Source organism: Variovorax sp. CCNWLW186 (assembly GCF_037203865.1).
Taxonomy (GTDB): domain Bacteria; phylum Pseudomonadota; class Gammaproteobacteria; order Burkholderiales; family Burkholderiaceae_C; genus Variovorax.
On the sequence record NZ_JBBCBO010000003.1, the window covers coordinates 91,740 to 116,295 of the forward strand.

General features: G+C 66.4%; 27 protein-coding genes. 16 read left to right on the plus strand and 11 right to left on the minus strand.

The features are described 5' to 3' along the window. Nucleotides 1–5: 5 nt before the first annotated feature. On the minus strand, nt 6–1,172 hold the full coding sequence (gene sucC / locus V9K97_RS04645; protein WP_258503010.1) for an ADP-forming succinate--CoA ligase subunit beta: 1,167 nt from the start codon (nt 1,170–1,172) through the stop codon (nt 6–8). Between the two features lie 206 nt (nt 1,173–1,378). On the opposite strand from sucC, the gene argC reads away from it, so the two are divergent. Next, nucleotides 1,379–2,302, plus strand: a complete 924-nt coding sequence (gene argC / locus V9K97_RS04650; RefSeq protein ID WP_337316595.1) for an N-acetyl-gamma-glutamyl-phosphate reductase — start codon at nt 1,379–1,381, stop codon at nt 2,300–2,302. A 25-nt stretch (nt 2,303–2,327) separates the two neighbouring features. Here the strand turns inward: argC and V9K97_RS04655 are convergent, their stop codons facing one another. From V9K97_RS04655 to recA, 3 genes are all read right to left on the minus strand, one after another. Next, on the minus strand, nt 2,328–3,059 hold the full coding sequence (locus V9K97_RS04655; protein ID WP_337316597.1) for a hypothetical protein: 732 nt from the start codon (nt 3,057–3,059) through the stop codon (nt 2,328–2,330). A gap of 123 nt (nt 3,060–3,182) precedes the next feature. Then, nucleotides 3,183–3,641 (minus strand): recombination regulator RecX, encoded by a 459-nt coding sequence (gene recX / locus V9K97_RS04660; RefSeq protein WP_337316599.1) that lies wholly within the window; start codon nt 3,639–3,641, stop codon nt 3,183–3,185. Nucleotides 3,642–3,689: 48 nt separating this feature from the next. Next, nucleotides 3,690–4,799 (minus strand): recombinase RecA, encoded by a 1,110-nt coding sequence (gene recA / locus V9K97_RS04665; RefSeq protein ID WP_337316601.1) that lies wholly within the window; start codon nt 4,797–4,799, stop codon nt 3,690–3,692. 146 nt (nt 4,800–4,945) lie between these two features. Here recA and V9K97_RS04670 point away from each other — a divergent pair, with 146 nt between their 5' ends. The 3 genes from V9K97_RS04670 to V9K97_RS04680 all read left to right on the plus strand — a co-directional run bounded on the left by V9K97_RS04670 (nt 4,946) and on the right by V9K97_RS04680 (nt 7,657). Further along, nucleotides 4,946–5,431 (plus strand): MarR family winged helix-turn-helix transcriptional regulator, encoded by a 486-nt coding sequence (locus V9K97_RS04670; protein ID WP_258503016.1) that lies wholly within the window; start codon nt 4,946–4,948, stop codon nt 5,429–5,431. Nucleotides 5,432–5,498: 67 nt separating this feature from the next. Next, a complete protein-coding gene (locus tag V9K97_RS04675) occupies nt 5,499–6,173 on the plus strand; it encodes a response regulator (RefSeq protein ID WP_157616436.1) in 675 nt (224 codons plus the stop codon). A 38-nt stretch (nt 6,174–6,211) separates the two neighbouring features. Then, the gene (locus V9K97_RS04680) at nt 6,212–7,657 is read left to right on the plus strand and encodes a sensor histidine kinase (protein WP_337309767.1); all 1,446 of its coding nucleotides are present in this window, start codon (nt 6,212–6,214) and stop codon (nt 7,655–7,657) included. A 12-nt stretch (nt 7,658–7,669) separates the two neighbouring features. On the opposite strand, the gene V9K97_RS04685 is transcribed toward V9K97_RS04680, so the two are convergent. From V9K97_RS04685 to V9K97_RS04695, 3 genes are read right to left on the minus strand one after another with little or no spacing between them, the layout of a single operon-like run. Continuing rightward, nucleotides 7,670–7,879 carry a sporulation protein gene (locus V9K97_RS04685; protein ID WP_126749614.1) on the minus strand — a complete coding sequence of 70 codons (210 nt, stop codon included), beginning with the start codon at nt 7,877–7,879 and terminating at the stop codon, nt 7,670–7,672. Between the two features lie 8 nt (nt 7,880–7,887). After that, nucleotides 7,888–8,712, minus strand: coding sequence for a biotin--[acetyl-CoA-carboxylase] ligase (locus V9K97_RS04690; RefSeq protein WP_337316604.1), 825 nt, complete (start codon nt 8,710–8,712; stop codon nt 7,888–7,890). 2 nt (nt 8,713–8,714) lie between these two features. Beyond that, on the minus strand, nt 8,715–9,344 hold the full coding sequence (locus V9K97_RS04695; protein ID WP_337316606.1) for an SET domain-containing protein: 630 nt from the start codon (nt 9,342–9,344) through the stop codon (nt 8,715–8,717). Between the two features lie 183 nt (nt 9,345–9,527). On the opposite strand from V9K97_RS04695, the gene V9K97_RS04700 reads away from it, so the two are divergent. Next, nucleotides 9,528–12,470, plus strand: a complete 2,943-nt coding sequence (locus V9K97_RS04700; protein ID WP_258503022.1) for a DNA topoisomerase III — start codon at nt 9,528–9,530, stop codon at nt 12,468–12,470. After that, nucleotides 12,467–13,462 carry a Bug family tripartite tricarboxylate transporter substrate binding protein gene (locus tag V9K97_RS04705; RefSeq protein ID WP_337316608.1) on the plus strand — a complete coding sequence of 332 codons (996 nt, stop codon included), beginning with the start codon at nt 12,467–12,469 and terminating at the stop codon, nt 13,460–13,462. Before V9K97_RS04700 ends, V9K97_RS04705 begins: the two co-directional genes overlap by 4 nt. A gap of 12 nt (nt 13,463–13,474) precedes the next feature. Here the strand turns inward: V9K97_RS04705 and V9K97_RS04710 are convergent, their stop codons facing one another. Beyond that, nucleotides 13,475–14,398, minus strand: a complete 924-nt coding sequence (locus V9K97_RS04710) for a LysR substrate-binding domain-containing protein (protein ID WP_337316610.1) — start codon at nt 14,396–14,398, stop codon at nt 13,475–13,477. Nucleotides 14,399–14,511: 113 nt separating this feature from the next. On the opposite strand from V9K97_RS04710, the gene V9K97_RS04715 reads away from it, so the two are divergent. The 3 genes from V9K97_RS04715 to V9K97_RS04725 all read left to right on the plus strand — a co-directional run bounded on the left by V9K97_RS04715 (nt 14,512) and on the right by V9K97_RS04725 (nt 16,664). Then, nucleotides 14,512–15,477 carry a tripartite tricarboxylate transporter substrate binding protein BugE gene (locus tag V9K97_RS04715; RefSeq protein ID WP_337316612.1) on the plus strand — a complete coding sequence of 322 codons (966 nt, stop codon included), beginning with the start codon at nt 14,512–14,514 and terminating at the stop codon, nt 15,475–15,477. A gap of 13 nt (nt 15,478–15,490) precedes the next feature. Further along, entirely contained in the window at nt 15,491–16,369 is an 879-nt protein-coding gene (locus tag V9K97_RS04720) for an N-formylglutamate amidohydrolase (RefSeq protein WP_337316614.1), read from the plus strand. Between the two features lie 112 nt (nt 16,370–16,481). Beyond that, on the plus strand, nt 16,482–16,664 hold the full coding sequence (locus V9K97_RS04725) for a hypothetical protein (protein WP_126749621.1): 183 nt from the start codon (nt 16,482–16,484) through the stop codon (nt 16,662–16,664). A 35-nt stretch (nt 16,665–16,699) separates the two neighbouring features. Here the strand turns inward: V9K97_RS04725 and V9K97_RS04730 are convergent, their stop codons facing one another. Further along, nucleotides 16,700–17,590, minus strand: a complete 891-nt coding sequence (locus tag V9K97_RS04730; protein ID WP_258503029.1) for a gamma-glutamyl-gamma-aminobutyrate hydrolase family protein — start codon at nt 17,588–17,590, stop codon at nt 16,700–16,702. Nucleotides 17,591–17,718: 128 nt separating this feature from the next. Here V9K97_RS04730 and V9K97_RS04735 point away from each other — a divergent pair, with 128 nt between their 5' ends. The 7 genes from V9K97_RS04735 to V9K97_RS04765 all read left to right on the plus strand — a co-directional run bounded on the left by V9K97_RS04735 (nt 17,719) and on the right by V9K97_RS04765 (nt 22,865). Further along, nucleotides 17,719–18,774 (plus strand): sugar phosphate isomerase/epimerase family protein, encoded by a 1,056-nt coding sequence (locus V9K97_RS04735; RefSeq protein ID WP_337316616.1) that lies wholly within the window; start codon nt 17,719–17,721, stop codon nt 18,772–18,774. 385 nt (nt 18,775–19,159) lie between these two features. Further along, on the plus strand, nt 19,160–19,426 hold the full coding sequence (locus V9K97_RS04740) for a hypothetical protein (protein WP_126749632.1): 267 nt from the start codon (nt 19,160–19,162) through the stop codon (nt 19,424–19,426). Between the two features lie 58 nt (nt 19,427–19,484). Continuing rightward, entirely contained in the window at nt 19,485–19,757 is a 273-nt protein-coding gene (gene infA / locus V9K97_RS04745; RefSeq protein WP_015867950.1) for a translation initiation factor IF-1, read from the plus strand. 82 nt (nt 19,758–19,839) lie between these two features. Then, nucleotides 19,840–21,282: an ATP-dependent RNA helicase DbpA gene (gene dbpA / locus V9K97_RS04750; RefSeq protein WP_337316617.1), complete on the plus strand. Its 1,443-nt coding sequence runs from the start codon at nt 19,840–19,842 to the stop codon at nt 21,280–21,282. Nucleotides 21,283–21,382: 100 nt separating this feature from the next. Then, complete coding sequence (locus V9K97_RS04755) at nt 21,383–21,553, plus strand: hypothetical protein (RefSeq protein WP_165442121.1); 171 nt, start codon at nt 21,383–21,385, stop codon at nt 21,551–21,553. An 88-nt stretch (nt 21,554–21,641) separates the two neighbouring features. After that, the gene (locus V9K97_RS04760; RefSeq protein ID WP_337316619.1) at nt 21,642–21,962 is read left to right on the plus strand and encodes a hypothetical protein; all 321 of its coding nucleotides are present in this window, start codon (nt 21,642–21,644) and stop codon (nt 21,960–21,962) included. A gap of 18 nt (nt 21,963–21,980) precedes the next feature. Then, nucleotides 21,981–22,865 (plus strand): EamA family transporter, encoded by an 885-nt coding sequence (locus V9K97_RS04765; RefSeq protein ID WP_337316621.1) that lies wholly within the window; start codon nt 21,981–21,983, stop codon nt 22,863–22,865. Here V9K97_RS04765 and V9K97_RS04770 read toward each other — a convergent pair. Continuing rightward, a complete protein-coding gene (locus tag V9K97_RS04770) occupies nt 22,862–23,794 on the minus strand; it encodes a fatty acid desaturase family protein (RefSeq protein ID WP_337316623.1) in 933 nt (310 codons plus the stop codon). The genes V9K97_RS04765 and V9K97_RS04770 overlap by 4 nt on opposite strands. Before the next feature lie 72 nt (nt 23,795–23,866). Then, nucleotides 23,867–24,535 (minus strand): GntR family transcriptional regulator, encoded by a 669-nt coding sequence (locus tag V9K97_RS04775; RefSeq protein ID WP_337316625.1) that lies wholly within the window; start codon nt 24,533–24,535, stop codon nt 23,867–23,869. Between the last annotated feature and the right edge of the window lie 21 nt (nt 24,536–24,556).

Genomic DNA, 24,556 nt, shown 5'->3' on the forward strand with positions numbered 1-24,556 from the left:
GTTCCTTAGGCCTTCTTGACTGCTGCCACGACCTTCTGGGCCGCTTCCGCCATGGTGTCGGCGCTGATGATCGGCAGGCCCGATTCGGCCAGCAGCTTCTTGCCTTCGACTTCGTTGGTGCCCTTCATGCGCACGACCAGCGGCACTTGCAGGTTCACGGCCTTGCAGGCTGCGATCACGCCGGTGGCGATGGTGTCGCACTTCATGATGCCGCCGAAGATGTTGACGAGGATGGCCTCGACATTCTTGTTCTTCAGCATGATCTTGAAGGCTTCGGTGACCTTCTCGGGGGTGGCGCCGCCGCCCACGTCCAGGAAGTTGGCCGGCTCGCCGCCGAACAGCTTGATGGTGTCCATGGTGGCCATGGCCAGGCCGGCACCGTTCACCAGGCAGCCGATGTTGCCGTCCAGCGAGATGTAGGCCAGGTCGAACTTGGAGGCTTCGACTTCGGCTGCGTCTTCTTCGTCGAGGTCGCGCAGGGCCACGATTTCAGGGTGGCGGAACAGCGCGTTGCTGTCGAAGTTGAACTTGGCATCCAGCGCCATGACGTTGCCCTTGCTGTCACGGTTGAGCGGGTTGATCTCGACCAGCGAGGCGTCCGTCTCCATGTAGCAGGTGTAGAGCTTCTTCAGGATGTCGACCGTTTGCGCGGTTGAGTCGGCCGGCATGCCGATGCCGTCGGCAATTTCCTTGGCTTGCGCGTCGGTCAGGCCTTCCTTGGGGTCGGCGTAGACCGTGATGATCTTCTCGGGCGTGGAGTGGGCCACTTCCTCGATGTCCATGCCGCCTTCGCTCGATGCGATGAACGCAATCTTTTGCGTGGCGCGGTCGGTCACGGCCGAGACGTAGTATTCCTTGTTGATGTCGGCGCCATCTTCGATGTAGAGGCGGCGCACCTTCTGGCCTTCGGGGCCGGTCTGGTGGGTCTTGAGCTGCATGCCGAGGATTTCGCCGGCGAGCTTCTTGACGTCCTCGATGGACTTGGCGACCTTGACGCCGCCGCCCTTGCCGCGGCCACCCGCGTGAATCTGGGCCTTGACGACCCAGACCGGGCCTCCAAGTTTCTGGGCGGCCTCGACCGCCTCCTGAACCGTATAGGCCGGAATGCCGCGCGGCACCGGCACGCCGAACTTGGCAAGAATTTCCTTGCCTTGGTACTCGTGAATCTTCATGAGGGTTGTCTCTCGGAAGGAGGAAGTTGAGAACGGGAGATCTGGGGTCTGAGGCGTCTTTGGCTCTGTTGTTCGCGGGCGACGGCAACCTGACGGTTGGGGGCGGCGAACAACCGCGGACTGTATCATGGTGCGGCGCACCAATACTCGACGTGACCTTGCGGTCAATACGTACTTTCTTCTAGCGACCCCACGGATACTCCGATATGGCCAAGGTTTTCATCGACGGCGAAGCCGGTACCACCGGCTTGCAAATTCGCGAGCGGCTCCAGACGATGCCGCAGATCGAGCTCGTGAGCATTGCGCCCGAGCTGCGAAAAGACGTGAACGCCAAGCGCGAGCTGATGGCCGGCGTCGACCTGGTGGTGCTGTGCCTGCACGACGACGCGGCCCGCGAGTCGGTCGCGCTGATCGACCAGCTGCCAGGCAAGAAGCCCAAGATCATCGACGCCTCCACCGCGCACCGCGTGGCGCCGGGCTGGGTGTTCGGCTTCCCTGAACTGGTGGAAGGCCACTGGCAGGCCGTGGCCGCGGCCGACCGCGTCGGCAACCCGGGCTGCTATGCCACGGGCGCCATCGCCATCGTGCGCCCGCTGGTCGATGCGGGCCTGCTGCCGGCCGACTTCCCGGTTTCGCTGCCCTCGGTCAGCGGCTATTCGGGCGGCGGACGGGCCATGATCGAAGAATACGAGGGCGGCAAGGCGCCGCTCTTCGAAACCTACGCGCTCGGCCTCAAGCACAAGCACATTCCTGAAATCATGAAGTACACCGGCCTCACCCGCCGGCCCGTCTTCATTCCTTCGGTGGGCAATTTCAAGCAGGGCATGCTCGTGCAGCTGCCGCTGCACCTCGACCTGCTGCCCGGCAAGCCGAAGGCCGGCGACCTGCACGACGCCATTGCCGCGCACTACGCCAGGAGCAACACACCCGAGCAGTTCGTGAAGGTGCTGCCGCCTACCGACAACGGCAAGCTCGACGCGCTGGCGCTCAACGACACCAACGAGCTCGAGATTCGCGTGTTCCCGAACGAAGACCACCGCCATGCGGTGGTGATTGCGCGGCTGGACAACCTGGGCAAGGGCGCCAGCGGCGCCGCGGTGCAGAACCTGAAGCTGATGCTGGCGCTCTGAGCGCCAGCCATCGTTCCCACTCAGTTCACCTGACGAGCCAGAGGCCGACGCCCAGCAGCACCGCGTGCGCGCCCAGCGCAATGTAAAGCGGCTTGCTTGAGGGCTCCGCCATCTCCTGCAGCGTTTCGTTGATGCGGCGCGTGAGCAATGCGCGCAGCGCGGGGTCTTGCGCCGCGCCCTCTTCTGCTGCCGCCGGCAGGCCGTGCTCCGCACGGCCTTGCTGCCATTCGGCAAGCATGTCGCCGAGCGGTAAACGGCTGAGCACAAAGCCGACCACCGCGCGTACCGCCTTGCCCTCACCCAGCAACGGCGCAAGCTGCTTGCTCAGCGCGTCGACGGACAGCCAGTCGGCCGCACGCTGCAGCGTGCCGTGCGTGCGCGGCATGGCTTCGATGCGGCCTGCGATGGCGCCGCCCAGCCGCTCAGACACGGCCTCGCCCCGCGCGGCCACCAGGTGCTGCATGGCCTTGGCCCGGCCCTGCTGCACACCCAGCATCACGTAGACGACCACGAAGAGAAACAGCAGCACCGCGACCAGCAGGGGCGGCGAAGTGAGCAGCGCGAGCGCGGCACCGGCGCCGCCCGCACGCGCCCCCGCATTGCCTGGCCCCTGGAGTTGGCTCAGGTAATAGAAGAAGGCGCCGCCACCGAGGATGAGCGAGAGCAAGCCGCCCTTGACCACCGATCCGATGAAAGCGGCGCCGGCCTTGGCACCTGTGCGCATGAGCGACGGCTGGCCTGCAGGTCCTGAAGACATGAGAGTTCCTCCTCCGAAGTTTTATATGAAGGCGGTCCTCGTGCGGGACCGGCCCGCGCCGATCATGCCACTGGCGGCATCTTCAGCATCGCCCGCACGGCGATGCGGCCAGCGGCCCTTGCTTCATTCGCCGCCGCTGTCGAAATCGCTCCGGAGCACCTTGGCCACCACCGCGCCAGAAAAGCCGCGCGCCATCAGAAAGCGCGTTTGCTTGGCGCGCTCCTTCACATCCGCGGGCGGTGCGTCGAAACGGCGGCGCCACAAGGCGGTGGCGCGCTCTACTTCGGTGTCTTGCAGGCTGGCCACGGCTTCTGCGATGGCTTCGGGCGCGATGCCCTTGGCCTGCAGCTCCTGGCGCACACGCAATGCGCCCGAGCGGGCGGCGCGCTGGTTCAGCACCGAGGCCACCACCCGCGGCTCGCTGATGAAGTCCTTAGCGGCCAGTTCGTCGAGCGCGCGAGCCAGCGTGCCGGGCTCTTCTTCATGCCTGGCCAGCTTGCGCTCCAGCTCCGCGCGCGAATGCTCGCGCTGGCTCAGGAGCCGCAACGCCCGGCCTTTGAGTGAGGGGGCACCGAATGCCATGCCTGGTGGTCGCTTGCGCGGCCCGCGAGAGGCCGCGCCGTACCTTGCTTACTCGCCCTTGTCGGCCTTGGCTGCCTTCGCAGGCTTCTCGGCCTTTTCGGCGCCCGGGGTGTCGGCATCGGCCGCCAGCAGCGGAATGCCCAGCGATTCGCGCACCTTGTTCTCGATTTCGCGCGACAGCTCGGGGTTCTCGCGCAGGAATTCGCGTGCGTTGTCGCGGCCCTGGCCGATCTTTTCGCCGTTGTAGGCGTACCAGGCGCCCGATTTGTCGAGGATCTTGGCATTCACGCCCATGTCGATGATTTCGCCTTCGCGGCTGATGCCTTCGCCGAACAGGATGTCGAACTCGGCCGTCTTGAACGGAGGCGACACCTTGTTCTTCACCACCTTCACCTTGGTTTCGTTGCCGATGGCCTCGTCGCCCTTCTTGATGGTGCCGATGCGGCGGATGTCCAGGCGCACCGAGGCGTAGAACTTCAGCGCATTGCCGCCGGTGGTGGTTTCGGGCGAGCCGAACATCACGCCGATCTTCATGCGGATCTGGTTGATGAAGATGACCATGCAATTGGTCTTCTTGATGGTGGCGGTGAGCTTGCGCAGCGCCTGGCTCATCAGGCGGGCCTGCAGGCCGGGCAGCGAGTCGCCCATTTCGCCTTCGATTTCGGCCTTGGGGGTGAGCGCGGCGACCGAGTCGACCACGATCAGGTCGACGGCGCCCGAGCGCACCAGCGAATCGACGATTTCGAGCGCCTGCTCGCCGGTGTCGGGCTGGCTGATCAGCAGGTCGGACAGGTTCACGCCGAGCTTCTGGGCGTATTGCACGTCGAGCGCATGCTCGGCGTCGACGAAGGCGCAGGTGCCGGCCTGCTTTTGCATGGCGGCAATGACCTGCAGCGTGAGCGTGGTCTTGCCCGACGATTCAGGACCGTAGATTTCGATGACGCGGCCGCGCGGCAGGCCGCCGACGCCCAGCGCGATGTCCAGGCCGAGCGAACCGGTGGAGACCACCTGGATGTCTTCAAGCGCCTCGCCTTCGCCGAGCCGCATGATCGTGCCCTTGCCGAACTGCTTTTCGATTTGCGCCAGCGCGGCTTGCAGGGCCTTGGCCTTTTCACTGTTGGCGACCGAGATGCTTGCGCCCTTGACGACTGCGTCCATGTGGAAATCTCCTTGAAAATCAACGGTTTGTGTGTGACTGCCATCCATCTGCTTTTAATTACAGGCTGGATGCTTGAACAGTAGTGTAGGGGCTCATTGGTTTCGGTAAACTCATTTTTTAGTCAGTTTGCTTTACCATTTGGCGAATGGCTGACAATGCTTTTCCGACCGATCCCGATGCTTGGCGGCAAACCCACCTGGGCCGCCTGCTGGGCCATGCGATGCGCCGTTTCGATGAGCGCGTGCTCGAACTCATGGCGCATGACGTCGAAGTGCCGCTGGCGCTGTCGAACCTGGCCGCCCGCGCCCAGGTGAGCGCCGCGCACATCCACATCACGCGGCACCTGGCGCGCGAAGGTTCGCGCCTGACCGAGCTGGCCGAGCGCGCCGGCATGACCAAGCAGGCGATGGGCGCGCTGGTGGACCAGTGCGAAGCCTGGGGCCTGGTCACGCGCGGGCCCGACCCGCTCGATGCGCGGGCGCGGCGCGTGCTTTTCACCGCCGACGGATTGGCATGGCTTGACGCCTTTCGCGGCGCAGTCACGCAGGCCGAGCGCGAATTCCGCGCCAGCGTCGGCAACGACGTCGCCACGGTGGTAACCATCGGTCTGGAAGCGTACACAGCGGGCTAGACTCGGCTGGGAGAGAGACAAATGTGAACGGCGCCGGCGCGGCGCCCGAACCGGCCGGAGGTGGCTCATGCGGATTCTGATTGCCGAAGACGACCAGGTGCTGGCCGATGCCCTGCTGCGCAGCCTGCGCACCTCGGGCGCGGCGGTCGACCACGTGGCGAACGGTTCGCAGGCCGACACCGCGCTCATGACGCACAGCGAGTTCGACCTGCTGATCCTCGACCTCGGGCTGCCCAACCTGCACGGCATCGAGATCCTCAAGCGCCTGCGTGCGCGTGGTTCGCAGTTGCCCGTGCTGGTGCTCACCGCGGCCGACAGCGTGGAAGAACGCGTCAAGGGCCTGGACCACGGCGCCGACGACTACATGGCCAAGCCCTTCAGCCTGCAAGAGCTCGAAGCGCGCGTGCGGGCGCTCACGCGGCGCGGCATGGGTGCCACCAGCAACACCATCCGGCACGGTCCGCTGGTGTACGACCAGGCCGGCCGCGTGGCGACCATCGACGGCAAGATGGTCGAGCTCTCGGCGCGCGAACTCGGCCTGCTCGAGGTGCTGCTGCAGCGCGCCGGCCGCCTGGTCAGCAAGGACCAGCTGGTGGAGCGCCTGTGCGAATGGGGCGAGGAAGTTAGCCTGAACGCGATCGAGGTCTACATCCACCGCCTCCGCAAGAAGATCGAGAAGGGGCCGGTGCGCATTGCCACGGTTCGCGGCCTCGGCTACTGCCTCGAAAAAATCCAGCAATGACATGCGGGCTTGCCCCACGGCTTCGGAGGCCGTAAGCCTTGAAACTGTTCCAGCGCGCGCAGCGCTCCCTGTTCGGCGAGATCCTCGACTGGATGCTCACGCCGCTGCTGCTGCTGGTGCCGGTGAGCATCGGCGTCACGTGGCTGGTGGCACAGGGCATTGCCAATGCGCCCTTCGACCGCGCGCTCGAATACAACGTGCAGACGCTGGCGCGGCTCGTCACGGTACAGCAGGGCCAGACGCAGTTCGTGCTGCCGCAGCCGGCGCGCGAAATCTTGCGGGCCGACGACGCCGACCGCGTGTACTACCAGCTGCTCGACAGCCACGGCAAGCTGCTGAGCGGCGAGTCCGACGTGCCGCATCCCAACACCGACGAGCCCCCGGTGCCGGGCGTGGTCACGTTGCGCAACGGCGAAATGCGCGGCAAACCGGTTCGCGTGGCCTCGCTCTGGCTGGCCAATGACGACGACGACTCGGCGCCCGCGCTGCTGCAGGTGGCCGAGACGCGCGAGAAGCAGTCGGTGCTGGCCACCGAAATCATCAAGGGTGTGCTGCTGCCGCAATTCGCGATCCTGCCGCTCGCGGTGCTGCTGATCTGGCTGGCGCTGGTGCGCGGCATCAAGCCGCTGTCGGTGGTGGAGGCGCGCATCCGCGAGCGGCGCCCGGGCGATTTGAGCCCGCTCGACGAATCGTCGGTGCCGCTCGAAGTGGTGCCGCTGGTGTCTTCGGTCAATGAGCTGCTCGACAAGCTCAACGACTCGATCCACACGCAAAAGCGCTTTCTCGCCGACGCCGCGCACCAGCTCAAGACGCCGCTCGCGGGCCTGCGCATGCAGGCCGACCTGGCGCAGCGTGAAGGCGCCAACGCCGACGAGCTGAAGCAGTCGCTCAAGCAGATCGGCCGCGCCAGCGTGCGCGCCACGCATACGGTGAACCAGCTGCTCTCGCTCGCGCGCGCCGAAAGCACCGGTGCCGGCACGGGCCGCCAGCCCTGCGATCTGGCCCGGCTCACCATTGAAGTGGTGCGCGAAGCCGTGCCGCGCGCCATCGAAAAGCGCATCGACCTGGGCTACGACGGCGCCGAAGCGGGGGCGCCCGGCGTGGTGCTCGAAGGCAACCCGACTCTGCTGAAGGAACTGGTGCGCAACCTGGTCGACAACGCCATCAACTACACGCCGTCGACTCCTGAGCGGCCGGGCGTGATCACCGCGCGCGTGCTGGCCGATCCCTTCGGGCATGTGGTGCTGCTGCAGGTGGAAGACAACGGCCCGGGCATTGCGGAATCCGATCGCGAACTGGTGTTCGAGCCCTTCTACCGCGTGCTCGGCAACGAGGCCGACGGCTCCGGGCTGGGTTTGCCGATCGTGCGGGAGATTGCCAACCAGCACCACGCGCAGGTCAAGCTCGAAGACGCGCATCCGGGCCGGCAACCGCCGGGCGCACGCTTCACGGTGCGCTTCGAGGGCGAAGAACTGGCGCCTTGAGCTGCGGCGCGTTCAGGGCGCGGCGGTGGTGTTGCCGTTGCCGGTCTTGCCGTCCTTGCGGATCTGCAGCCACTCGGGATGAACCTGGCGCGAGAGGCGCTGCGGCTCGCGCTCGGTGATGCCGGCCGGCATCAATCCGAAGCCGGCAAGGTCGCCGCGGGCCCACAGCCAGTAGCCGACATTGGCCAGGACGAGAACGATCAGTGCAAGGCGCAACTTCATGGTGAATCTCAAAAAGCCATGCCGCGAGGACGCACGCTGACCTCGTCGCTCGAGACCATCTGCAAGCCCGCGGCCGTGCGCACCTGCAGTTCGCCGCCCCAGGCCACGCCTTCGCATGTGCCAAAGCTGCCGTCGCTGAGCTGGACCTCGCGCCCCCGCAATGCGTCGCGCGCGGCAAAACGCTCGGCAAAGGGCGCGAAGCCCTGCGCCTCGAAGGCCTGCACGCTGCGCACCAGCGGCGCGGCAAGTTCGGCAAGCACTTCGGGCCCTGTGGCGTCAGGGCGCCATTGGCGCAGCCACGCGGGCGGCGTGCGCATGCCCTCGGCTTCGCGCGGGCCGATGTTGATGCCGATGCCGATCACCAGGTAGCGCGGCGCGGCCGCCGCATCAGCACGGCCCGCATGCGGCATGGCGGTTTCGATCAGGATGCCGGCCAGCTTGCGGTCGTTCACCCACAGGTCGTTGGGCCACTTGAGCGCCACCTTCGCATCGCCGGACGGGTCGAGGCTTTCCGCCACGCTGACACCCACGGCCAGCGAGAGCCCCGACCAGTCGCGCGGCGCGAGCGGCAGGCCCAGCGAAAAGGTGAGCGAGGCGGCGTTTTGCTGCTCGCCTTGCTGCGCGCTTTGCCAGGGCCGGCCAAGGCGGCCGCGTCCGGCGGTCTGGCGCTCGGCCACCAGCAGCACCGGCTCGGCGCGGCCGGCGCGCGCTCGGCGCATGAGCTCGGTGTTGGTCGAGTCGATCTCGGCCACGGCCTCGACCGCGAAGCCGGGCAAGAGCGGCGCCACTGCCGCGGCAACCCGGTCTTCGAACCTGTCGGCCGTGGTGCTCATGCTCAGCCCTTGTCGGCCTCGTCCTTTTTAGACTTCTTTTTCTCGGACTTCTTTTCAGCCTTTTTTTCGGCTTTCTTGTCTGCCTTTTTCGCTTCTTTTTTCTCGGCCTTTTTTTTCTCGGCCTTCTTCCTGGCTTTTTTCTTCTTTTTCTTTTCTGCGTCTTCGTCCTTGGGCGTCAGCAGCGTGCCGCGACAATTCTCGGAGCCGCACCAGCACGGAAACTCGGCCAGCAGCTTGGGCGTGTAGGGCTCGTCGATGATCAGGCCGTAGTCGTAGTTGAGCTCTTCTCCTGCAGCGATGTTGCGCAGTGCCTTGATATAAACGCGGCCGTTGACCTCGTCCGCCTCGCAGTTCGGCTCGCACGAGTGATTGATCCAGCGCGCGGCATTGCCGTTCACGTTGCCGTCGATCACCCGGCCGTCGTCGATGTGGAAGTAGAAGGTGTGGTTGGGTTGGGTTGGGTCGTGCGGATGGCGGCGCAGCGCCTCTTTCCAACTGATGACTTCGCCCTTGTATTCGATCAGCGTCTCGCCTTCGGCCAGGTCGTCCACCGCGAACACGCCGTTGCCGTGGACATCCGAACGCCGCATCTGAATGCGGCGGCCGGCGAATTGTGGGGATTTGGAAGGCATCGCCGAAGTCTGTTAGGTTGAATATGCACACATGCGCGTGTGCGCGTGCGCACACGCGGGAAGCCGCAGATTGTATGTGGCCCCCACGCTCTCGCACTGCGTGTCGTCGCTGCCCCCCGAAGGGGGCCGCAGGCCGCCTTGAGGCGGCTCGGCGCCGGCCTGGGAACTCTTTTAGGAATGTTGATGAAGACTTTGGTAATTGCAGAAAAGCCGTCGGTGGCACAGGACATCGTCCGCGCCCTCACGCCGGTGGCCGGCAAGTTCGACAAACATGACGAGCATTTCGAGAACGAAAGCTACGTTGTGACCAGCGCTGTCGGCCACCTGGTCGAAATCCAGGCGCCCGAGGAGTTCGACGTCAAGCGGGGCAAGTGGAGCTTCGCGAACCTGCCGGTCATTCCGCCGCACTTCGACCTGAAGCCGGTCGACAAGACCAAGACGCGCCTGAACGCCGTGGTCAAGCAGGCCAAGCGCAAGGACGTGACGCAACTCATCAACGCCTGCGACGCGGGCCGCGAGGGTGAGCTGATCTTTCGCCTCATCGAGCAGTACGCGGGCGGCAAGACCGGCCTGAACAAGCCGGTGAAGCGCCTGTGGCTGCAGTCGATGACGCCGCAGGCCATTCGCGACGGCTTCGATGCGCTGCGCACCGAAAAGCAGATGCAGGGCCTGGCCGACGCCGCGCGCTCGCGCTCCGAGGCCGACTGGCTGGTGGGCATCAACGGCACGCGGGCCATGACGGCCTTCAATTCGCGCGACGGCGGCTTCTTCTTGACGACCGTGGGCCGCGTGCAGACGCCCACGCTCTCGGTGGTGGTCGAGCGCGAGGAAAAGATCCGCAAGTTCGTGAGCCGCGACTACTGGGAGATCCACGGCGTGTTCCAGGCCGAGGCCGGCCAGTACCCCGGCAAGTGGTTCGACGCGAACTTCAAGAAGCCGCCCGCGGGCCCGGACGGCGCAACCGACGCCGAGATTCGCGCCGACCGCGTGTGGAGCGAGCGCGAAGCCCGCGAGATCGCCGATGCGGCGCGCGGCAAGCCCGCCACCGTCACCGAGGAAAGCAAGCCGACCACCCAGGCTTCGCCGATGCTGTTCGACCTGACCTCGCTGCAGCGCGAGGCCAACGGCCGCTTCGGCTTCTCGGCAAAGACCACGCTGGCGCTGGCGCAGAGCCTGTACGAACGCCACAAGGCCCTGACCTATCCGCGTACCGACTCGCGCGCGCTGCCCGAGGACTACCTGCCGGTGGTGAAGGACACGATGAAGATGCTCGCCACCAGCGGCATGAAGCATCTGGCGCCCTTTGCGCAGCAGGCGGTCGACGGCAGCTACGTGAAGCCGAACAAGCGCATCTTCGACAACGCCAAGGTGTCGGATCACTTCGCCATCATTCCGACGCTGCAGGCGCCGAGCGGCCTCTCCGACGCCGAGCAGAAGCTCTACGACTTCGTGGTGCGCCGCTTCATGTCGGTGTTCTTCCCGAGCGCCGAATTCCAGGTAACCACCCGCATCAGCACGGTGGAAGCCGGCGGCAAGAAGTACCCCTTCCGCAGCGACGGCAAGGTGCTGGTCAAGCCGGGCTGGCTCGCCATCTGGGGCAAGGAAGCCATCAATGACGATGACGAGAAGGACGGCAAGAACCTGGTGGTGGTGAAGCCCGGCGAGACGGTGAAGACCGAATCGGCCGACCTGAAGGCGCTGAAGACCCGGCCGCCGGCGCGCTATTCGGAAGCCACGCTGCTGGGCGCCATGGAAGGCGCCGGCAAGACCATCGACGACGACGAACTGCGCGAGGCCATGCAGGAAAAGGGCCTCGGCACGCCAGCCACGCGCGCGGCCATCATCGAAGGCCTGATCAACGAGAAATACATGCTGCGCGAAGGCCGAGAGCTGATTCCGACGGCCAAGGCCTTCCAGCTCATGACGCTGCTGCGCGGCCTGGGCGTGGAAGAACTCTCCAAGGCCGAGCTCACGGGCGAGTGGGAATACAAGCTCGCGCAGATGGAAAAGGGCGCGCTCAGCCGCGACGCCTTCATGCGCGAAATTGCCGAGATGACGCAGCACATCGTCAAGAAGGCCAAGGAATACGACCGCGACACCGTGCCGGGCGACTACGCCACGCTTGCCACGCCCTGCCCCAACTGCGGCGGCGTGGTGAAGGAAAACTACCGCCGCTACAGCTGCACCGGCAAGGCCGGGCAAGAGCCCTGCGGCTTCTCGTTCGGCAAGTCGCCGGCGGGCCGCACCTTCGAGGTGGCCGAGGCCGAGGCGCTGCTGCGCGACAAGCACATCGGGCCGCTGGAAGGGTTCCGCTCCAAGGCCGGCTGGCCCTTCACGTCGGAGATCGTGCTGAAGTTCGATGACGAAGCGAAGAACTGGAAGCTGGAGTTCGACTTTGGCGACGACAAGAACGCCGACACCGGCGAGATCGTCGATTTCAGCGAGCAGGACACCGTGGGCCCCTGCCCCATCTGCGGCGCGCCGGTGTTCGAGCACGGCAGCAACTACGTCTGCGAAAAGTCGGTGCCCACCAACGCGCAGCCGACGCCGAGCTGCACCTTCAAGACCGGCAAGATCATCCTGCAGCAGCCGGTGGAGCGCGCGCAGATGGAAAAGCTGCTGGCCACCGGCAAGACCGACCTGCTCGACAAGTTCGTGAGCATGCGCACCCGCCGCGCCTTCAAGGCCTTCCTGACCTGGAATGCCGAAGAAGGCAAGGTGACCTTCGAATTCGCGCCACGCGAAGGCGGCAGCAAGTTCCCGCCGCGCAAGACCTTCGGCAAGGCGGCGCCTGCGGGCAAGACGGCCGCGGCCAAGAAGGTGGCGGCAAAGAAGACACCGGCCGCTAAAAAGGCACCGGCTGCGAAGAAGGCCGCCGCGCCGCGCAAGCCCGGCGCGGGCTTGAAGCCGAGCGACTCTTTGGCTGCGGTCATCGGCGCCGAGCCGGTGGCGCGCACCGAGGTCATCAAGAAGCTGTGGGACTACATCAAGGCCAACGGCCTGCAGGACGCGACCAACAAGCGCGCGATCAATGCCGACGCCAAGCTCAAGCCGGTGTTCGGCAAGGACCAGGTGACGATGTTCGAACTGGCGGGCATCGTGGGCAAGCATCTGTCGGCGCCATGAGGGTGCAGCGCAGGCGTTTCGCCGCTGCCTTGGCGGCCGGTGCGGCGGTATTGTTTGGCGGCACTGCCGGCCTCGCGCAGGCCGCTGCGTGGCCCGACCGGCCCGTGAAGCTGGTGGTGCCCTTCCCGCCCGGGCAGGCCACCGACATCTTCGCGCGCGCCCTGGCCGAACAACTCGGCAAGCGGCTGGGCCAGCCGGTCATCGTCGACAACAAGGCCGGAGCCGGCAGCAACATCGGCACCGAGTTTGTGGTGCGCTCGCCGGCCGACGGCTACACGCTGGTGGTGGCCGGAAGCGCCATGGCGGTGAACCAGACGCTCTACGCCAAGCCGGGCTTCGATCCGCGCAAGGACCTCGTGGGCATTTCGCTCATCGCCACGGTGCCGCTGGTGTTCCTGGCCACGCCCGAAAGCGGCATTCGCAGCATGACCGACCTGGCGGCGCGCGCCAAGGCCGAGCCCGGCAAGCTGAGCTACGCCAGCGCCGGCATCGGCGGCACGCAGCACCTGTCGGGCGAGATGTTCAAGTCGGCGGCTCGCGTCTTCATCACCCACATTCCGTACCGCGGCAGTGGGCCGGCGCAGGCGGATTTTCTTGGCAGCCAAGTGCCGCTGATGGTCGATTCGGTGACGGCCGCGCTGCCGCACATCAAGTCGGGCCGCGCGATTGCGCTGGCGGTGACCTCGGCCAGGCGCACTTCGCAGCTGCCTGACGTGCCGACGGTACGCGAAAGCGGCGTCTCGGGAACGAAGGACTTCGAAGCCGTCGGCTGGCTCGGGCTGATGGCGCCGCGCGGCACGCCGCCCGAGATCACGGCGCGTCTGAACCAGGAAGTGACCGACATCCTGAAGAGCGAACAGATGGCGCGCTTCATACGCGAGCGGGGCTCGGAGCCCACGCCCACCACGGGCGCCGAGTTCGACCGCTTCGTGGCGAGCGAGATCCAGCGCTGGGGCGGTGCGGTGAAGGCATCGGGCGCCAAGCCCGAATAAGCGCCGCGCCGGTCAGGCGGCGACCGTCGGCGTTCCGGCGTTGCGATCGACCTCCGCCAGCAGCCAGCGGCGGAAATGATCGAGCGTGGCCAGCTGGCCGCGGCCCTCGGGGTAGCAGAACCAGTAGCCCTCGTTGCCGCGGTAGCCGCCGCCCGGCAGCGGCTCGTCCACCAGCCCCGAAGCGATTTCATCCTGCACGAGGCAGCGCGGTACCAGCGCCACGCCCATGCCCACCATCACCGCGCGAATCATGGTCTGGAACTGGTCGAACTGCGGGCCGGCGAGCGGATCAAGCCCGCGCACGCCGTGCGCCTCGCTCCATTGCAGCCATGACTGCGGCACCGTCACGTGGCGCAGCAGCGTGCAGCGCGCCACGTCTTGCGGGGTGCGAATGGCCACCTCTGCGTGGCCGGCACGCGGCGCGATCAGCGCCACGTCCTGCCCCGCCAGGTAGTGCGAACGGGCCCCGGGCCAGTGGCCGTCGCCGAAGAGGATGGCGCAGTCGAGCTCGGGCCGCTCGAAGTCGTAGCCGTGCGTATAGGGCACGAAATGCAGGGTGATCTGCGGATGGCGCCGCTGGAAATCGGGCAGGCGCGGAATGAGCCATTTGGCACCGAAGGTCGGCAAGGTGGACAGGTGCAACGCGCCGCCGCCGTCGCCGCTGGTAATGAGCTCCAGCGTGGCGGCCTCCAACTGCGCGAGCACCGCGCGCACCGACTTCTCGTAGCGCTCACCCGCGGGCGTGAGCGCCAGCCGCTTGCGGCTGCGCTCGAACAGCGGCACGCCGATCCAGCGCTCCAGCTCCTGCACCTGCTTGCTGACCGCACCCTGGGTGAGGTGCAGTGCCTCGGCGGCGCGCGACACGCCGCCGAAGCGCACCACGGTCGAGAAAGCGCGCAGCAGGTTCAGGGGCGGATTGAGGCGGCGGAGCGACATGGCTGGAAGCCCATTAAAACATTCCAGATCAGAATGTTAGCTGGTCTATCCTTTGCTTGAAGTGATGCAGCAACTTTTGCTTCATTACCCTCTGCCTCATTGGAACAGTCCCCATGCAACGTCGTCATCTTCTCTCCGCCCTGGCCGCCGTTTCTGTCGCTCCAGGAATATCTTTTGCCCAACAAGGCAAGCCGATCCGCATGATCGTGCCCTTCCCGCCCGGCGGCGCCACCGACATCACCGCGCGCGTGCTCTCGGAGCCGCTGGCCAAGATCCTGCAGCAGCCCGTGGTCATCGACAACCGCGCCGGGGCCGGCGGCTCCATCGGCATGGCCGAAGTGGCGCGCGCGGCGCCGGACGGCCTGGCCTTCGGCGTGGCCACGCTCTCGACCCACGGCGTGAACCCGGCCGTGTACCAGAAGCTGCCCTACGACCCGATCAAGGGCTTCGTCGCGGTGACCGAGCTGGTGAAGGCGCCGGGCGTGGTGGTCATCAACCCTCAGGTGCTGCCGGTGAAGAGCTTCGCCGAGCTGGTGAAGTACCTGAAGGCCAACCCGGGCAAGGTGTCGTACGCCTCGCCGGGCAACGGCACCATCGGCCACATGTGGGGCGAGCTGTTCAAGAGCAGCACCGGAACCTCGATGGTGCACATCCCCTATCGCGGTGCGGGCCCGGCCATCAACGACGTGCTCGCAGGCGAAGTGCCTGTGTATTTCGACCAGGTGGCCTCCTCGCTGCCGCACGTGAAGGCGGGCAAGCTGAAGGCGCTGGCCGTGTCGTGGAGCAGCCGGCTCGACGTGCTGCCCGAGGTGCCGACGTATCGCGAACTCGGCTACCCGGCCAACAACGATCCCTCGTGGTTCGGTCTTGTGGCACCCGCCGGCACGCCGGCCGACGTTGCGCTACGCATGCAGCAGGCCGTGGCCACCGCGCTGAAGGACGCCTCGGTGCGCGAGCGGCTGGCGCTGCAGGGGCTCTATGCGTCGGGCACCACGCCGGCCGAGTTCGCGAAGCAGATCGACAGCGAGATCGAGAAGATGAAGAAGGTCGCGGCCTTTGCTCGAATCCGATTGGACTGACCCCTGGCCGCCTATGCATCCTGTCCTGAAACTGATCCAAACCCGCGCCCAGGTGACCAGCGTTGCCGGGCATACGCCGCTGGTGCTCGATTCGCCGCACAGCGGCACTGTGTACCCCGAGGACTTCCGGCCCGTGTGCGACATCACCACACTGCGCCGGGCCGAGGACACGCACGTCGAGAAGCTCTATGCCTTTGCGCCCGCCATGGGCGCGGCGTGGATCGAGGCGCACTTTCCGCGCAGCTACCTGGACGCCAACCGCGACACCACCGAGCTGGACACCACCTTGCTCGATGGCCCCTGGACCGAGCCGCTGTCGGACGACCCGCGCGTGCTTTCCAAGGTGCGGCTCGGCAAGGGATTGATCTGGAAGCTCACCGACGAAGGCCTGCCGATCTACGACCGGCTGCTCAGCGTGGACGAGGTGCGCGGGCGCATCGACAACTGCTGGCGGCCATACCACGCTGCGGTGGCCCAAGCCATCGACGACGCGCATGCGCGGCACGGCTACAGCATTCACATCAACTGCCATTCGATGCCGGCCATCGCGGGCAGCCATGCCACGGACTTTCCGGGCCTTGCGCATGCGGACTTCGTGATCGGCGACCGCGACGGCAGCACCGCCGATCCGGCGCTGTCGCACAAGATCTGCGAGCACCTGCGCGAGCGAGGCTACAGCGTGGACTACAACCACCCTTACAAAGGCGTGGAACTGGTGCGCCGGCATGGCCGGCCGGCGGAAAACCGGCACAGCATCCAGGTTGAGATCAATCGCAAGCTCTACATGGACGAGGCCACACTGGCGCTCGACGAAGCGGGCGCGGCGCGGCTGCAGGAGCACCTGAAGTCGCTGGTCGAGATGCTGCTGGCCACCGATCCGCGCAAGGGCTGAACACCCCTGCGCGTGCGGCCCCCGCGTGCATCCCATGCGGGGTGCGTGTTGTTACAGCGACTTGACGAGCCCCACGCCTATAGTGGGCCAAGTCAAACCTCCTGGAGATTCTGTGAAGCCATTCATTGCAGCTGTTCTTGCCATTGCGATGGGCGCCCTGGTAGCGGGCTGCGCCGGCACGGGGTCGGCCGGCAGCAGTGATCGCGCCGCGTCATCATCGGGCAGCGGCGTCACGGTGTTCGGCACTATCGACGCCGGCGTCAGCGGCAGCACCAACCGTTCCGAACGGCGCTAGCCGGCCTTTTCGGTCGACGCTCGGCCGGCGTTCGGTCAGCGCCTCAGCAGCGCCTGGCGCAGCACGCGCGCGGCACGGTCGCGGATGCGGCCCTGCCCCGCGTTCGGCGTGGTGGTGCGAGGCGCCACCTTTGCGGTGGCACAGGCCCACAGGAAGTCATGCAGGATGGGCGTGTCGTCGACCGTCTCGGTGCTGCCGTACTTATGGAACTCGGGGTGCCACTGCGTGGCCGCGATATAGCTGCGGCCGCGCTCGGGCCGCCGCCGGATGGCTTCGGGCACGCGGTCGGGCAGGCTCCAGGCCTCGATCTCGAAACCCGGTGCGAGGTCTTTCACCCCCTGGTGGTGAATGCTGTTGACCCGCGCCTTCTTCACCTCGGGGTAGAGCTTGGACAGGCGCGTGCCGTCCACGATTTCGATGTCGTGGAAGTTCTGGTCGTAGGTCACCGGGTCGCGGTGCCGCACGGCCTCGGGATGATGGTGCTGCGCCTCGATGTCCTGGTACAGCGTGCCGCCGAAGGCGACGTTGATCAGCTGCAGCCCGCGGCACACGCCGAAGATGGGCTTGCCGGCCTGCTCGAAGGCTTCGACCAGCGCCAGGTCGTACAGGTCGCGAATGCGGTCGCCCACCCACGCGTCCTTGAGCGGCACCTCGCCGTAGCTGCCGGGCCACACGTCGGCGCCGCCGTGCATCACCACGCCGTCGAGCCATTCGGCGTAGTGCGAGAGCTTGGTGTCGCCGCGCGCGGTTTCGCCCGTGGGGCAAGGCACCATCACCACCATGGCGCCGGCCGACATGAGCCAATGCGCGATCGATTGCTCGACGTACTGCAGCGTCTTGTTGGTGAACAGCGAGCGCGCCGGGTCCGCGTGGGAAAAGCAGGCGGACAGGCCGATCTTCAGCCGGGCGGAAACGGGTTGTGGCATCGCGGTGCTGGCAGCGGGTGCAGTGCGAAAAGGAAAGTCCATTTTGGCGCTTTGGCCTCTCGCACGGGGTCGGACGACACGCCAAGTATGCTTTCAACGCCGCCACGACCAAGAAGGAAGACAAAGCCATGAAGACGATCAAGGGCCCGGCCATTTTTCTGGCCCAGTTCGCGGGAGACGAAGCCCCGTTCAATTCGCTCGATGCCATTGCCGGATGGGCCGCCGGCCTGGGCTACAAGGGCGTGCAGATCCCCAGCTGGGATGCGCGCCTGTTCGATCTGAAGAAAGCCGCCGAGAGCAAGACCTACTGCGACGAGGTCAAGGGCACGCTCGCCGCGCACGGCATCGAGATCACCGAACTGTCGACCCACCTGCAAGGCCAGCTGGTCGCGGTGCATCCGGCCTACGACGCGGGCTTCGACGGCTTTGCGGCGCTCGAGGTGCGCGGCGACCCGGTGCGGCGCCAGCAGTGGGCCGTGGAGCAACTGCACTTCGCGGCCAAGGCCTCGGCCAACCTGGGCCTCACGGCGCACGCCACCTTCTCGGGCGCCCTGGCCTGGCCGTATCTCTATTCGTGGCCGCCGCGCCCGCCAGGGCTCATCGAGGAGGCCTTCGACGAACTCGCGCGCCGCTGGAGGCCGATCCTCGATGCCTTCGATGCGGCGGGCGTGGACGTGGGCTATGAAATCCATCCCGGCGAAGACCTGCACGACGGGGTGAGCTACGAGATGTTCTTGGAGCGCGTGAACAACCATCCGCGCGCGTGCCTGCTGTACGACCCGAGCCACTTCATGCTGCAGCAGCTCGATTACCTGGCCTACATCGACCACTATCACGAGCGGATCAAGATCTTTCACGTGAAGGACGCGGAGTTCAACCCGACCGGCAAGCAAGGCGTGTACGGCGGCTTCCAGAGCTGGATCAACCGCGCGGGCCGCTTCCGTTCGCTGGGCGACGGGCAGGTCGACTTCGGCGCCATCTTCTCGAAGATGGCGCAGTACGACTTTCCGGGCTGGGCGGTGCTCGAGTGGGAGTGCTGCATCAAGCATCCCGAAGACGGCGCACGCGAGGGCGCAACCTTCATCGCCGATCACATCATCCGCGTGGCCGCGCGGGCGTTCGACGACTTTGCGGCCGGCGGCGTGGATGTGGCCGCCAACAAGCGGATGCTCGGTATCGCCTGAAGCTCTTTAGCTACATTTTTGATAGCGTCAGACGTACCGGCGGCGGGCACCGACAGTTAATTCATGCAATCGTTGTTTTTAAGACAAGCAACTGTCATGCCCCGCGGGCTATAATGTCGGGTTCGTTTCGATACCACGACGAAGCACTTTTCGTCACTCCGCCGGCTGACCTGCACCGTCCCTTGGATTTTTCAGGCCTCTTTCTTTCAAGCCGGCTTCACAGTGTGTTGGAGCGCCAGACCGGGCGCCCATGATTGCCACCACTGCCTTCGTTCTTGTTGAAGCGAATAGCGCGTCCGCCGCGCCGTTCTGGCCGGCCCACGCCCGTTTTCAATTATTTTTTCGGCATTTTGCGCACACTTTCCGCGCAGCGTGCCAAGGCTTCATGGACATCATTCAACACAGTATCGCGGTGGGCAAGTACCTTGTTTCCCCGCTCATTCGCCACCAGGACGACGGCAAGTACGCCGCATCCGTCTCGATCCGCTCCGGCCGGGGCAGCGGCATGCACGACCGCGTGATGCGTTTCACGCCGCGCTTTGCCAGCCACGCCGCCGCGGTGCGCTATGCCGTCGACGAGGGCCTCTGCTGGGTGCGCGAAAGCAGCAGCCCCCGCAGCGTTGCCCCGCTCGCGCTTTCGTGCGCAGGCTGAAACAATTACGCCCATCTTCATATCCAACACACATCGAACGAGTCAGAGGTAATCACACATGCCCAAGGAAGAACTGATCGAAATGAACGGCGCAGTGACCGAAGTCCTGCCCGACTCGCGCTACCGCGTAACGCTCGACAACGGCCATCAGCTGATCGCTTACAGCGGCGGCAAGATGCGCAAGCACCACATCCGCATCCTGGCGGGTGACAAGGTGTCGCTCGAGCTCTCGCCCTACGACCTGACCAAGGGCCGTATCACCTTCCGCCACCTGGAGCGCCGCGGCCCGCCGCCGACGAACTCCGGCAACAACAACGCACCTCGCCGCTGATCCGCGACGGACGAAGGGCCTTGCGGCACCCCGCGAAGGGTGCCGGCAAGGCCTTTGTTTTTCCGGGTCCGGCTGCTGAACGATGACCACGACCAATTCCACAGCCGGCGGCTCCCCAGCCCAGGCCCAGGCCGACCACGGCTTTGCCACCCTGGCGCTCTCGCCCCAGATGCTGGCCAACCTCACGCAGCTCGGCTACACGCAGATGACGGCCATCCAGGCCGCCGCGCTGCCGCCGGCACTGCTCGGCAAGGACCTGATCGCCCAGGCAAAAACCGGCAGCGGCAAGACCGCCGCCTTTGCCCTGGCGCTGCTCTCCAACCTGAACCCGCGCCGCTTTGCCATCCAGGCGATGGTGCTGTGCCCCACGCGCGAGCTGGCCGACCAGGTCACGACCGAAATCCGCCGCCTCGCCCGCGCCGAAGAAAACATCAAGGTGGTCACGCTTTGTGGCGGCGTTGCGCTGCGCGGGCAAATTGCCAGCCTGGAGCACGGCGCGCACATCGTGGTGGGCACGCCGGGCCGCATCATGGACCACCTGGAGCGCGAGAACCTGAACCTCGAGGCGCTCAACACCCTGGTGCTCGACGAAGCCGACCGCATGCTCGACATGGGCTTTTTCGAGGACATCGTGAAGGTGGCGCGCCAGTGCCCGAAAGAGCGCCAGACGCTGCTGTTCTCGGCCACCTACCCCGAAGGTATCGCCAAGCTCGCTCAGCAGTTCATGAAGAGCCCCGAGCAGATCACGGTGCAGGCGCAGCATGAAGGCAGCAAGATCCGCCAGCGCTGGTACCAGGTGAAGGAGAGCGAACGGCTGCACGCCGTGAGCCTGCTGCTCGATCATTTCCGCCCCGTGAGCACGCTGGCCTTCTGCAACACCAAGCAGCAGTGCCGCGACCTGGTCGAGGTGCTGCAGGCCCAGGGCTTCAGCGCGCTGGCGCTGTTCGGCGAACTGGAGCAGCGCGAGCGCGACCAGGTGCTGGTGCAGTTTGCCAACCGCAGCTGCTCGGTGCTGGTGGCCACCGACGTGGCCGCGCGCGGACTGGACATTGCTCAACTCGAAGCGGTGATCAACGTCGACGTGACGCCCGACTCCGAAATTCACATCCACCGCGTCGGCCGCACCGGCCGCGTGGGCCAGCAGGGCGGCGCCGAAGGCCTTGCGTTGAACCTGGCCAGCATGGACGAGATGGGCAGCGTCGGCAAGATCGAGCAGCTGCAGGGCCGCGAATCCGAATGGCACGACCTGGCCGAGCTCACGCCCGGCAAGGGCGAGCCGATGCGCCCGCCCATGGCCACGCTGCAGATCGTGGGCGGCCGAAAAGAAAAGATCCGCGCCGGCGACGTGCTGGGCGCGCTCACCGGCGACTGCGGCTACACCAAGGAGCAGGTCGGCAAGATCAACGTCAACGAGTTCTCGACGTACGTGGCCGTGGAGCGCAGCATTGCCGCCGAAGCGGCGCGCAAGCTCTCGAGCGGACGCGTGAAGGGCAAGAGCGTGAAAGTGCGCTTGCTGGAACTCTGAAAGAAACCCTGTCATGCCCGTTGCTTCGGCTTCTGGCAGGCAAAATCCCCGCTGTGGCCTAATTGAGCCTCGAACATCACTTTTTTTACCCGAGCTTTTCATGCCCAAGAAAATTCGTACCGAAGCCGACCGCGTTGCCACCCCGAAGCCGACGCCCCTGCCCGGCTACGCCGTGCCCAGGTCCGGTGGCGGCCAGAAGGTCAGCCTGGAACGCGGCACCGCCACGCGCAGCAAGAAGAACCCCGGCAAGCGCGCCAAGAAGGGCGGCTGATCCAGCAGCCCCCGCCGGCTCGCAAGGGCCACGACGAACGCGCCCCCGGGCGCGTTTTGTCATTGGGGCAGCCACAGGTGCACGCGCGATGTCCGACGACAACCAGATCTTCATTCCGCCCTCGTTCTTCGCGATGTACAGCGATGCGCGCCAGCGCCTGCTGGAGCCCATCGGCGTGGTGCGCGAGCGCTACGAGATCTGCGAAGACCTGGCCAACCATCTCATGGGCCACGCGCAGATCCAGCACCACACCGAGGTGCCGGTCGAAAACGAGATCCTGCGGCGCATCCACGCCGGGCTGGCCACGCCCGAATCCGGCGTGTCGCCCGCCGAGGCGGGATGGATCGTGCAGCGGCTGGCCGAACTGCTGGGCTGGCCCGGGCCGGAGCCTGAACAGGCCGGCAGCTAGCGCACCGCATCGAACCGAATGACCAGCCGAACCACCGACGTTCTCCTCACCGCGACCGCGCCCGCGATCTGGGGCAGCACCTACATCGTCACCACCGAGCTCCTGCCGGCCAACTACCCGCTGACGGTGGCGCTGCTGCGCGCATTGCCGGCGGGGCTGCTGCTGCTACTGATCGTCCGCCGGCTGCCTGAACGCGCCTGGTGGGGCCGCATCTTCGTGCTGGGGGCGCTGAACTTCTCGATCCTCTGGGCGATGCTGTTCGTCGCGGCTTATCGCCTGCCGGGTGGGGTGGCGGCAACGATCACGTCGGTACAGCCGCTCTTCGTGGTGTTTCTTGCGAGCTTCTTCCTCGGGTCGGCGGTGCGCGCACTTTCGGTGGCTGCGGCGGTCGTCGGCATCGGCGGGGTGGCGCTGCTGGTGCTCACGCCCAATGCCGCGCTGGATGCGCTCGGCATTGCCGCGGCCTTTGCCGCCGCCGTGTCGATGGCCTTCGGCACGGTGCTGAGCCGCCGCTGGCAGCCGCCGGTTTCAGCACTGACCTTCACGGCCTGGCAGCTGACCGCGGGCGGGCTGCTCCTGCTGCCGGTGGCGCTGTGGCTGGAGCCGCCGCTGCCGGCGCTCAGCGCGGCAAACTGGATCGGCTTTGCCTGGCTCGGCCTGGTGGGTGCCGCGCTGACCTACATCGTCTGGTTCCGCGGCGTGGCCCGGCTGGAATCGTCGGCGATCGCGCCGCTGACTTTCCTGAGCCCCGTCACCGCCGTGATCCTGGGCTGGGCGCTGCTCGGGCAGAGCCTGTCTGTACCGCAGATCGTGGGCATCGTCGTCGTGATCGCGAGCATCTGGCTCAGCCAGCATGCGCAGCGCGGTGCGCCGCAGGTACTGGCAAGGCCCGCAGCGCGCTAGGCCGGCTGGGCCAAGGCTGCGCGCTTCAGCAGGCTCAGGTAGCCGGGCTGCACTTCCATGCGCGCAGTTGCGCCGCGTCGCTGCAGCAGCCGGTGCGCCTTCGGCAGGCTCCAGCAGGGCAGATTCGTGAACATGTGGTGTTCGCAGTGGTAGTTGACCCAGTAGGGCGCGACCAGCGCGCGCTCGGGCCAGCCGGCATGCGTGGTGCGCGCCTGGCGCAGCGGATCGGCCTCGTTCTGCGCCACCAGCGCATGCTCGGCGATGTTGCGCACGCGGCTCACGAGCGGCAGCCAGGTGGCCATGGGCAGCAGCCACATCAGCAGCCAGGCCCACCAGAAGCCCGCCAGTGCAAATGCCAGGAAGCCGAGGCCGTTGCCCACCAGAAAGCGCCGGTCCTTCGCGAGCTCGCGCGCCAAGGCCGTGAGCGCCGATTCACCCGGCGCGCGATTCCGGATGCCTTCGGCGATATGGCTGAAGCGCTGCTTGTAGAAGGTCTGGCCGCTCAGGTCGCGCACGACCTTGCGCCACATCGACGCACGCGTGATGGGGAAGGGCGCCGACAGCACCAGGTCCGGGTCTTCGGTCTGCTGCACGAAGCGGTGGTGCTGCAGGTGATACGGCCGGTAGTCGCGCAGCGTGGACGAGCACAGCCAGTAGGCCACCCAGTCGTTGACCTTGCGGTTGCGGTGCAATCCCGCGTGCGCGGCGTCGTGCATGAGGATGAAGAGCCCCAGCTGCCGCGCGCCAACGATCGGCACCATGAACGGTACAGTCCAGGGCCACGCGATGCCCACGAGCATCGCGGCGCCGATGACACCCCAGCAATGCGCAACCAGCCACAGCCCCTTCCATGAGGAACGGCTGGTGAGCGATTGCCACTCTTCAGCAGTGAAGAAATCTTCGGGTTGGGCGCGGGGTGCGACGGCCATCGGGCCAGTATGCGCCGGAGGCCGCGGCAGATCACGCGTAGTTCCCCGGTGTCGGGCGCGAGGCCCTTCGGCCTACTTGTCGATGATCTTCCGGGCAAAAAGCTCGAGGTAATCCATGAGCCGGTTGGCGCCCGCCACGGCCGCGGCCTCGTTGCCGGTGGCAATGCCCTGCGCCAGTTCGAGGTGCGCATTGGCGCCTTCGACGATCTCGCCTTCATGCTGGTAGGCGTACCAGAAGCGCCGGCACTGCACGATGAGCGGAACCACCGCCTTCACCGCCGAATCGTTGTGGCTCGCCTGGTGATTGACGAGGTCGAGCGCCCGGTCGGCCTGCATGTAGTCGTTCAGGTCGCCGCGATGGGCGGCCTCGACCATCACCTCGGCGCAGCGCACGATCTCCTTGCGCTGCAACGCCGTGGCGCGGCGCGCCGAGCACGCCGCAATCAGCAGTTCGAGCACGCGCCGGGTCTGGATCACGTCGAGGTGGTCGGCCAGGTCGATGGTTGACACCAGCAAGCCGCGGCGCGGCTGCTGCACGATGAGGCCGATCGACACCATGCGCATCAGCGCCTCTCGCACGGGCGTGCGGCCGAGGCCGGTGCGCTCGGCCAAGTCGGCTTCGACCACCTGGCTGCCGGGCTCCAGCTGCATGGTGGAAAGCAGCGTCTCGATCGCGTCGTAGGCGAGGTCGGCGGCCCGTCGCTTGGGCTGGGGGCGGGAGACGGTCTTCGGAGGGGCCATGGTTTTTTTCTTCTGGAGCTG

Bases quoted from the DNA above. Each gene is read 5' to 3' on its own strand.
- sucC (WP_258503010.1), bottom strand. From the start codon at position 1,172: ATGAAGATTCACGAGTACCAAGGCAAGGAAATTCTTGCCAAGTTCGGC.
- argC (WP_337316595.1), top strand. From the start codon at position 1,379: ATGGCCAAGGTTTTCATCGACGGCGAAGCCGGTACCACCGGCTTGCAA.
- V9K97_RS04655 (WP_337316597.1), bottom strand. From the start codon at position 3,059: ATGTCTTCAGGACCTGCAGGCCAGCCGTCGCTCATGCGCACAGGTGCC.
- recX (WP_337316599.1), bottom strand. From the start codon at position 3,641: ATGGCATTCGGTGCCCCCTCACTCAAAGGCCGGGCGTTGCGGCTCCTG.
- recA (WP_337316601.1), bottom strand. From the start codon at position 4,799: ATGGACGCAGTCGTCAAGGGCGCAAGCATCTCGGTCGCCAACAGTGAA.
- V9K97_RS04670 (WP_258503016.1), top strand. From the start codon at position 4,946: ATGGCTGACAATGCTTTTCCGACCGATCCCGATGCTTGGCGGCAAACC.
- V9K97_RS04675 (WP_157616436.1), top strand. From the start codon at position 5,499: ATGCGGATTCTGATTGCCGAAGACGACCAGGTGCTGGCCGATGCCCTG.
- V9K97_RS04685 (WP_126749614.1), bottom strand. From the start codon at position 7,879: ATGAAGTTGCGCCTTGCACTGATCGTTCTCGTCCTGGCCAATGTCGGC.
- V9K97_RS04690 (WP_337316604.1), bottom strand. From the start codon at position 8,712: ATGAGCACCACGGCCGACAGGTTCGAAGACCGGGTTGCCGCGGCAGTG.
- V9K97_RS04695 (WP_337316606.1), bottom strand. From the start codon at position 9,344: ATGCCTTCCAAATCCCCACAATTCGCCGGCCGCCGCATTCAGATGCGG.
- V9K97_RS04700 (WP_258503022.1), top strand. From the start codon at position 9,528: ATGAAGACTTTGGTAATTGCAGAAAAGCCGTCGGTGGCACAGGACATC.
- V9K97_RS04705 (WP_337316608.1), top strand. From the start codon at position 12,467: ATGAGGGTGCAGCGCAGGCGTTTCGCCGCTGCCTTGGCGGCCGGTGCG.
- V9K97_RS04710 (WP_337316610.1), bottom strand. From the start codon at position 14,398: ATGTCGCTCCGCCGCCTCAATCCGCCCCTGAACCTGCTGCGCGCTTTC.
- V9K97_RS04715 (WP_337316612.1), top strand. From the start codon at position 14,512: ATGCAACGTCGTCATCTTCTCTCCGCCCTGGCCGCCGTTTCTGTCGCT.
- V9K97_RS04720 (WP_337316614.1), top strand. From the start codon at position 15,491: ATGCATCCTGTCCTGAAACTGATCCAAACCCGCGCCCAGGTGACCAGC.
- V9K97_RS04730 (WP_258503029.1), bottom strand. From the start codon at position 17,590: ATGCCACAACCCGTTTCCGCCCGGCTGAAGATCGGCCTGTCCGCCTGC.
- V9K97_RS04735 (WP_337316616.1), top strand. From the start codon at position 17,719: ATGAAGACGATCAAGGGCCCGGCCATTTTTCTGGCCCAGTTCGCGGGA.
- V9K97_RS04740 (WP_126749632.1), top strand. From the start codon at position 19,160: ATGGACATCATTCAACACAGTATCGCGGTGGGCAAGTACCTTGTTTCC.
- infA (WP_015867950.1), top strand. From the start codon at position 19,485: ATGCCCAAGGAAGAACTGATCGAAATGAACGGCGCAGTGACCGAAGTC.
- dbpA (WP_337316617.1), top strand. From the start codon at position 19,840: ATGACCACGACCAATTCCACAGCCGGCGGCTCCCCAGCCCAGGCCCAG.
- V9K97_RS04755 (WP_165442121.1), top strand. From the start codon at position 21,383: ATGCCCAAGAAAATTCGTACCGAAGCCGACCGCGTTGCCACCCCGAAG.
- V9K97_RS04760 (WP_337316619.1), top strand. From the start codon at position 21,642: ATGTCCGACGACAACCAGATCTTCATTCCGCCCTCGTTCTTCGCGATG.
- V9K97_RS04765 (WP_337316621.1), top strand. From the start codon at position 21,981: ATGACCAGCCGAACCACCGACGTTCTCCTCACCGCGACCGCGCCCGCG.
- V9K97_RS04770 (WP_337316623.1), bottom strand. From the start codon at position 23,794: ATGGCCGTCGCACCCCGCGCCCAACCCGAAGATTTCTTCACTGCTGAA.
- V9K97_RS04775 (WP_337316625.1), bottom strand. From the start codon at position 24,535: ATGGCCCCTCCGAAGACCGTCTCCCGCCCCCAGCCCAAGCGACGGGCC.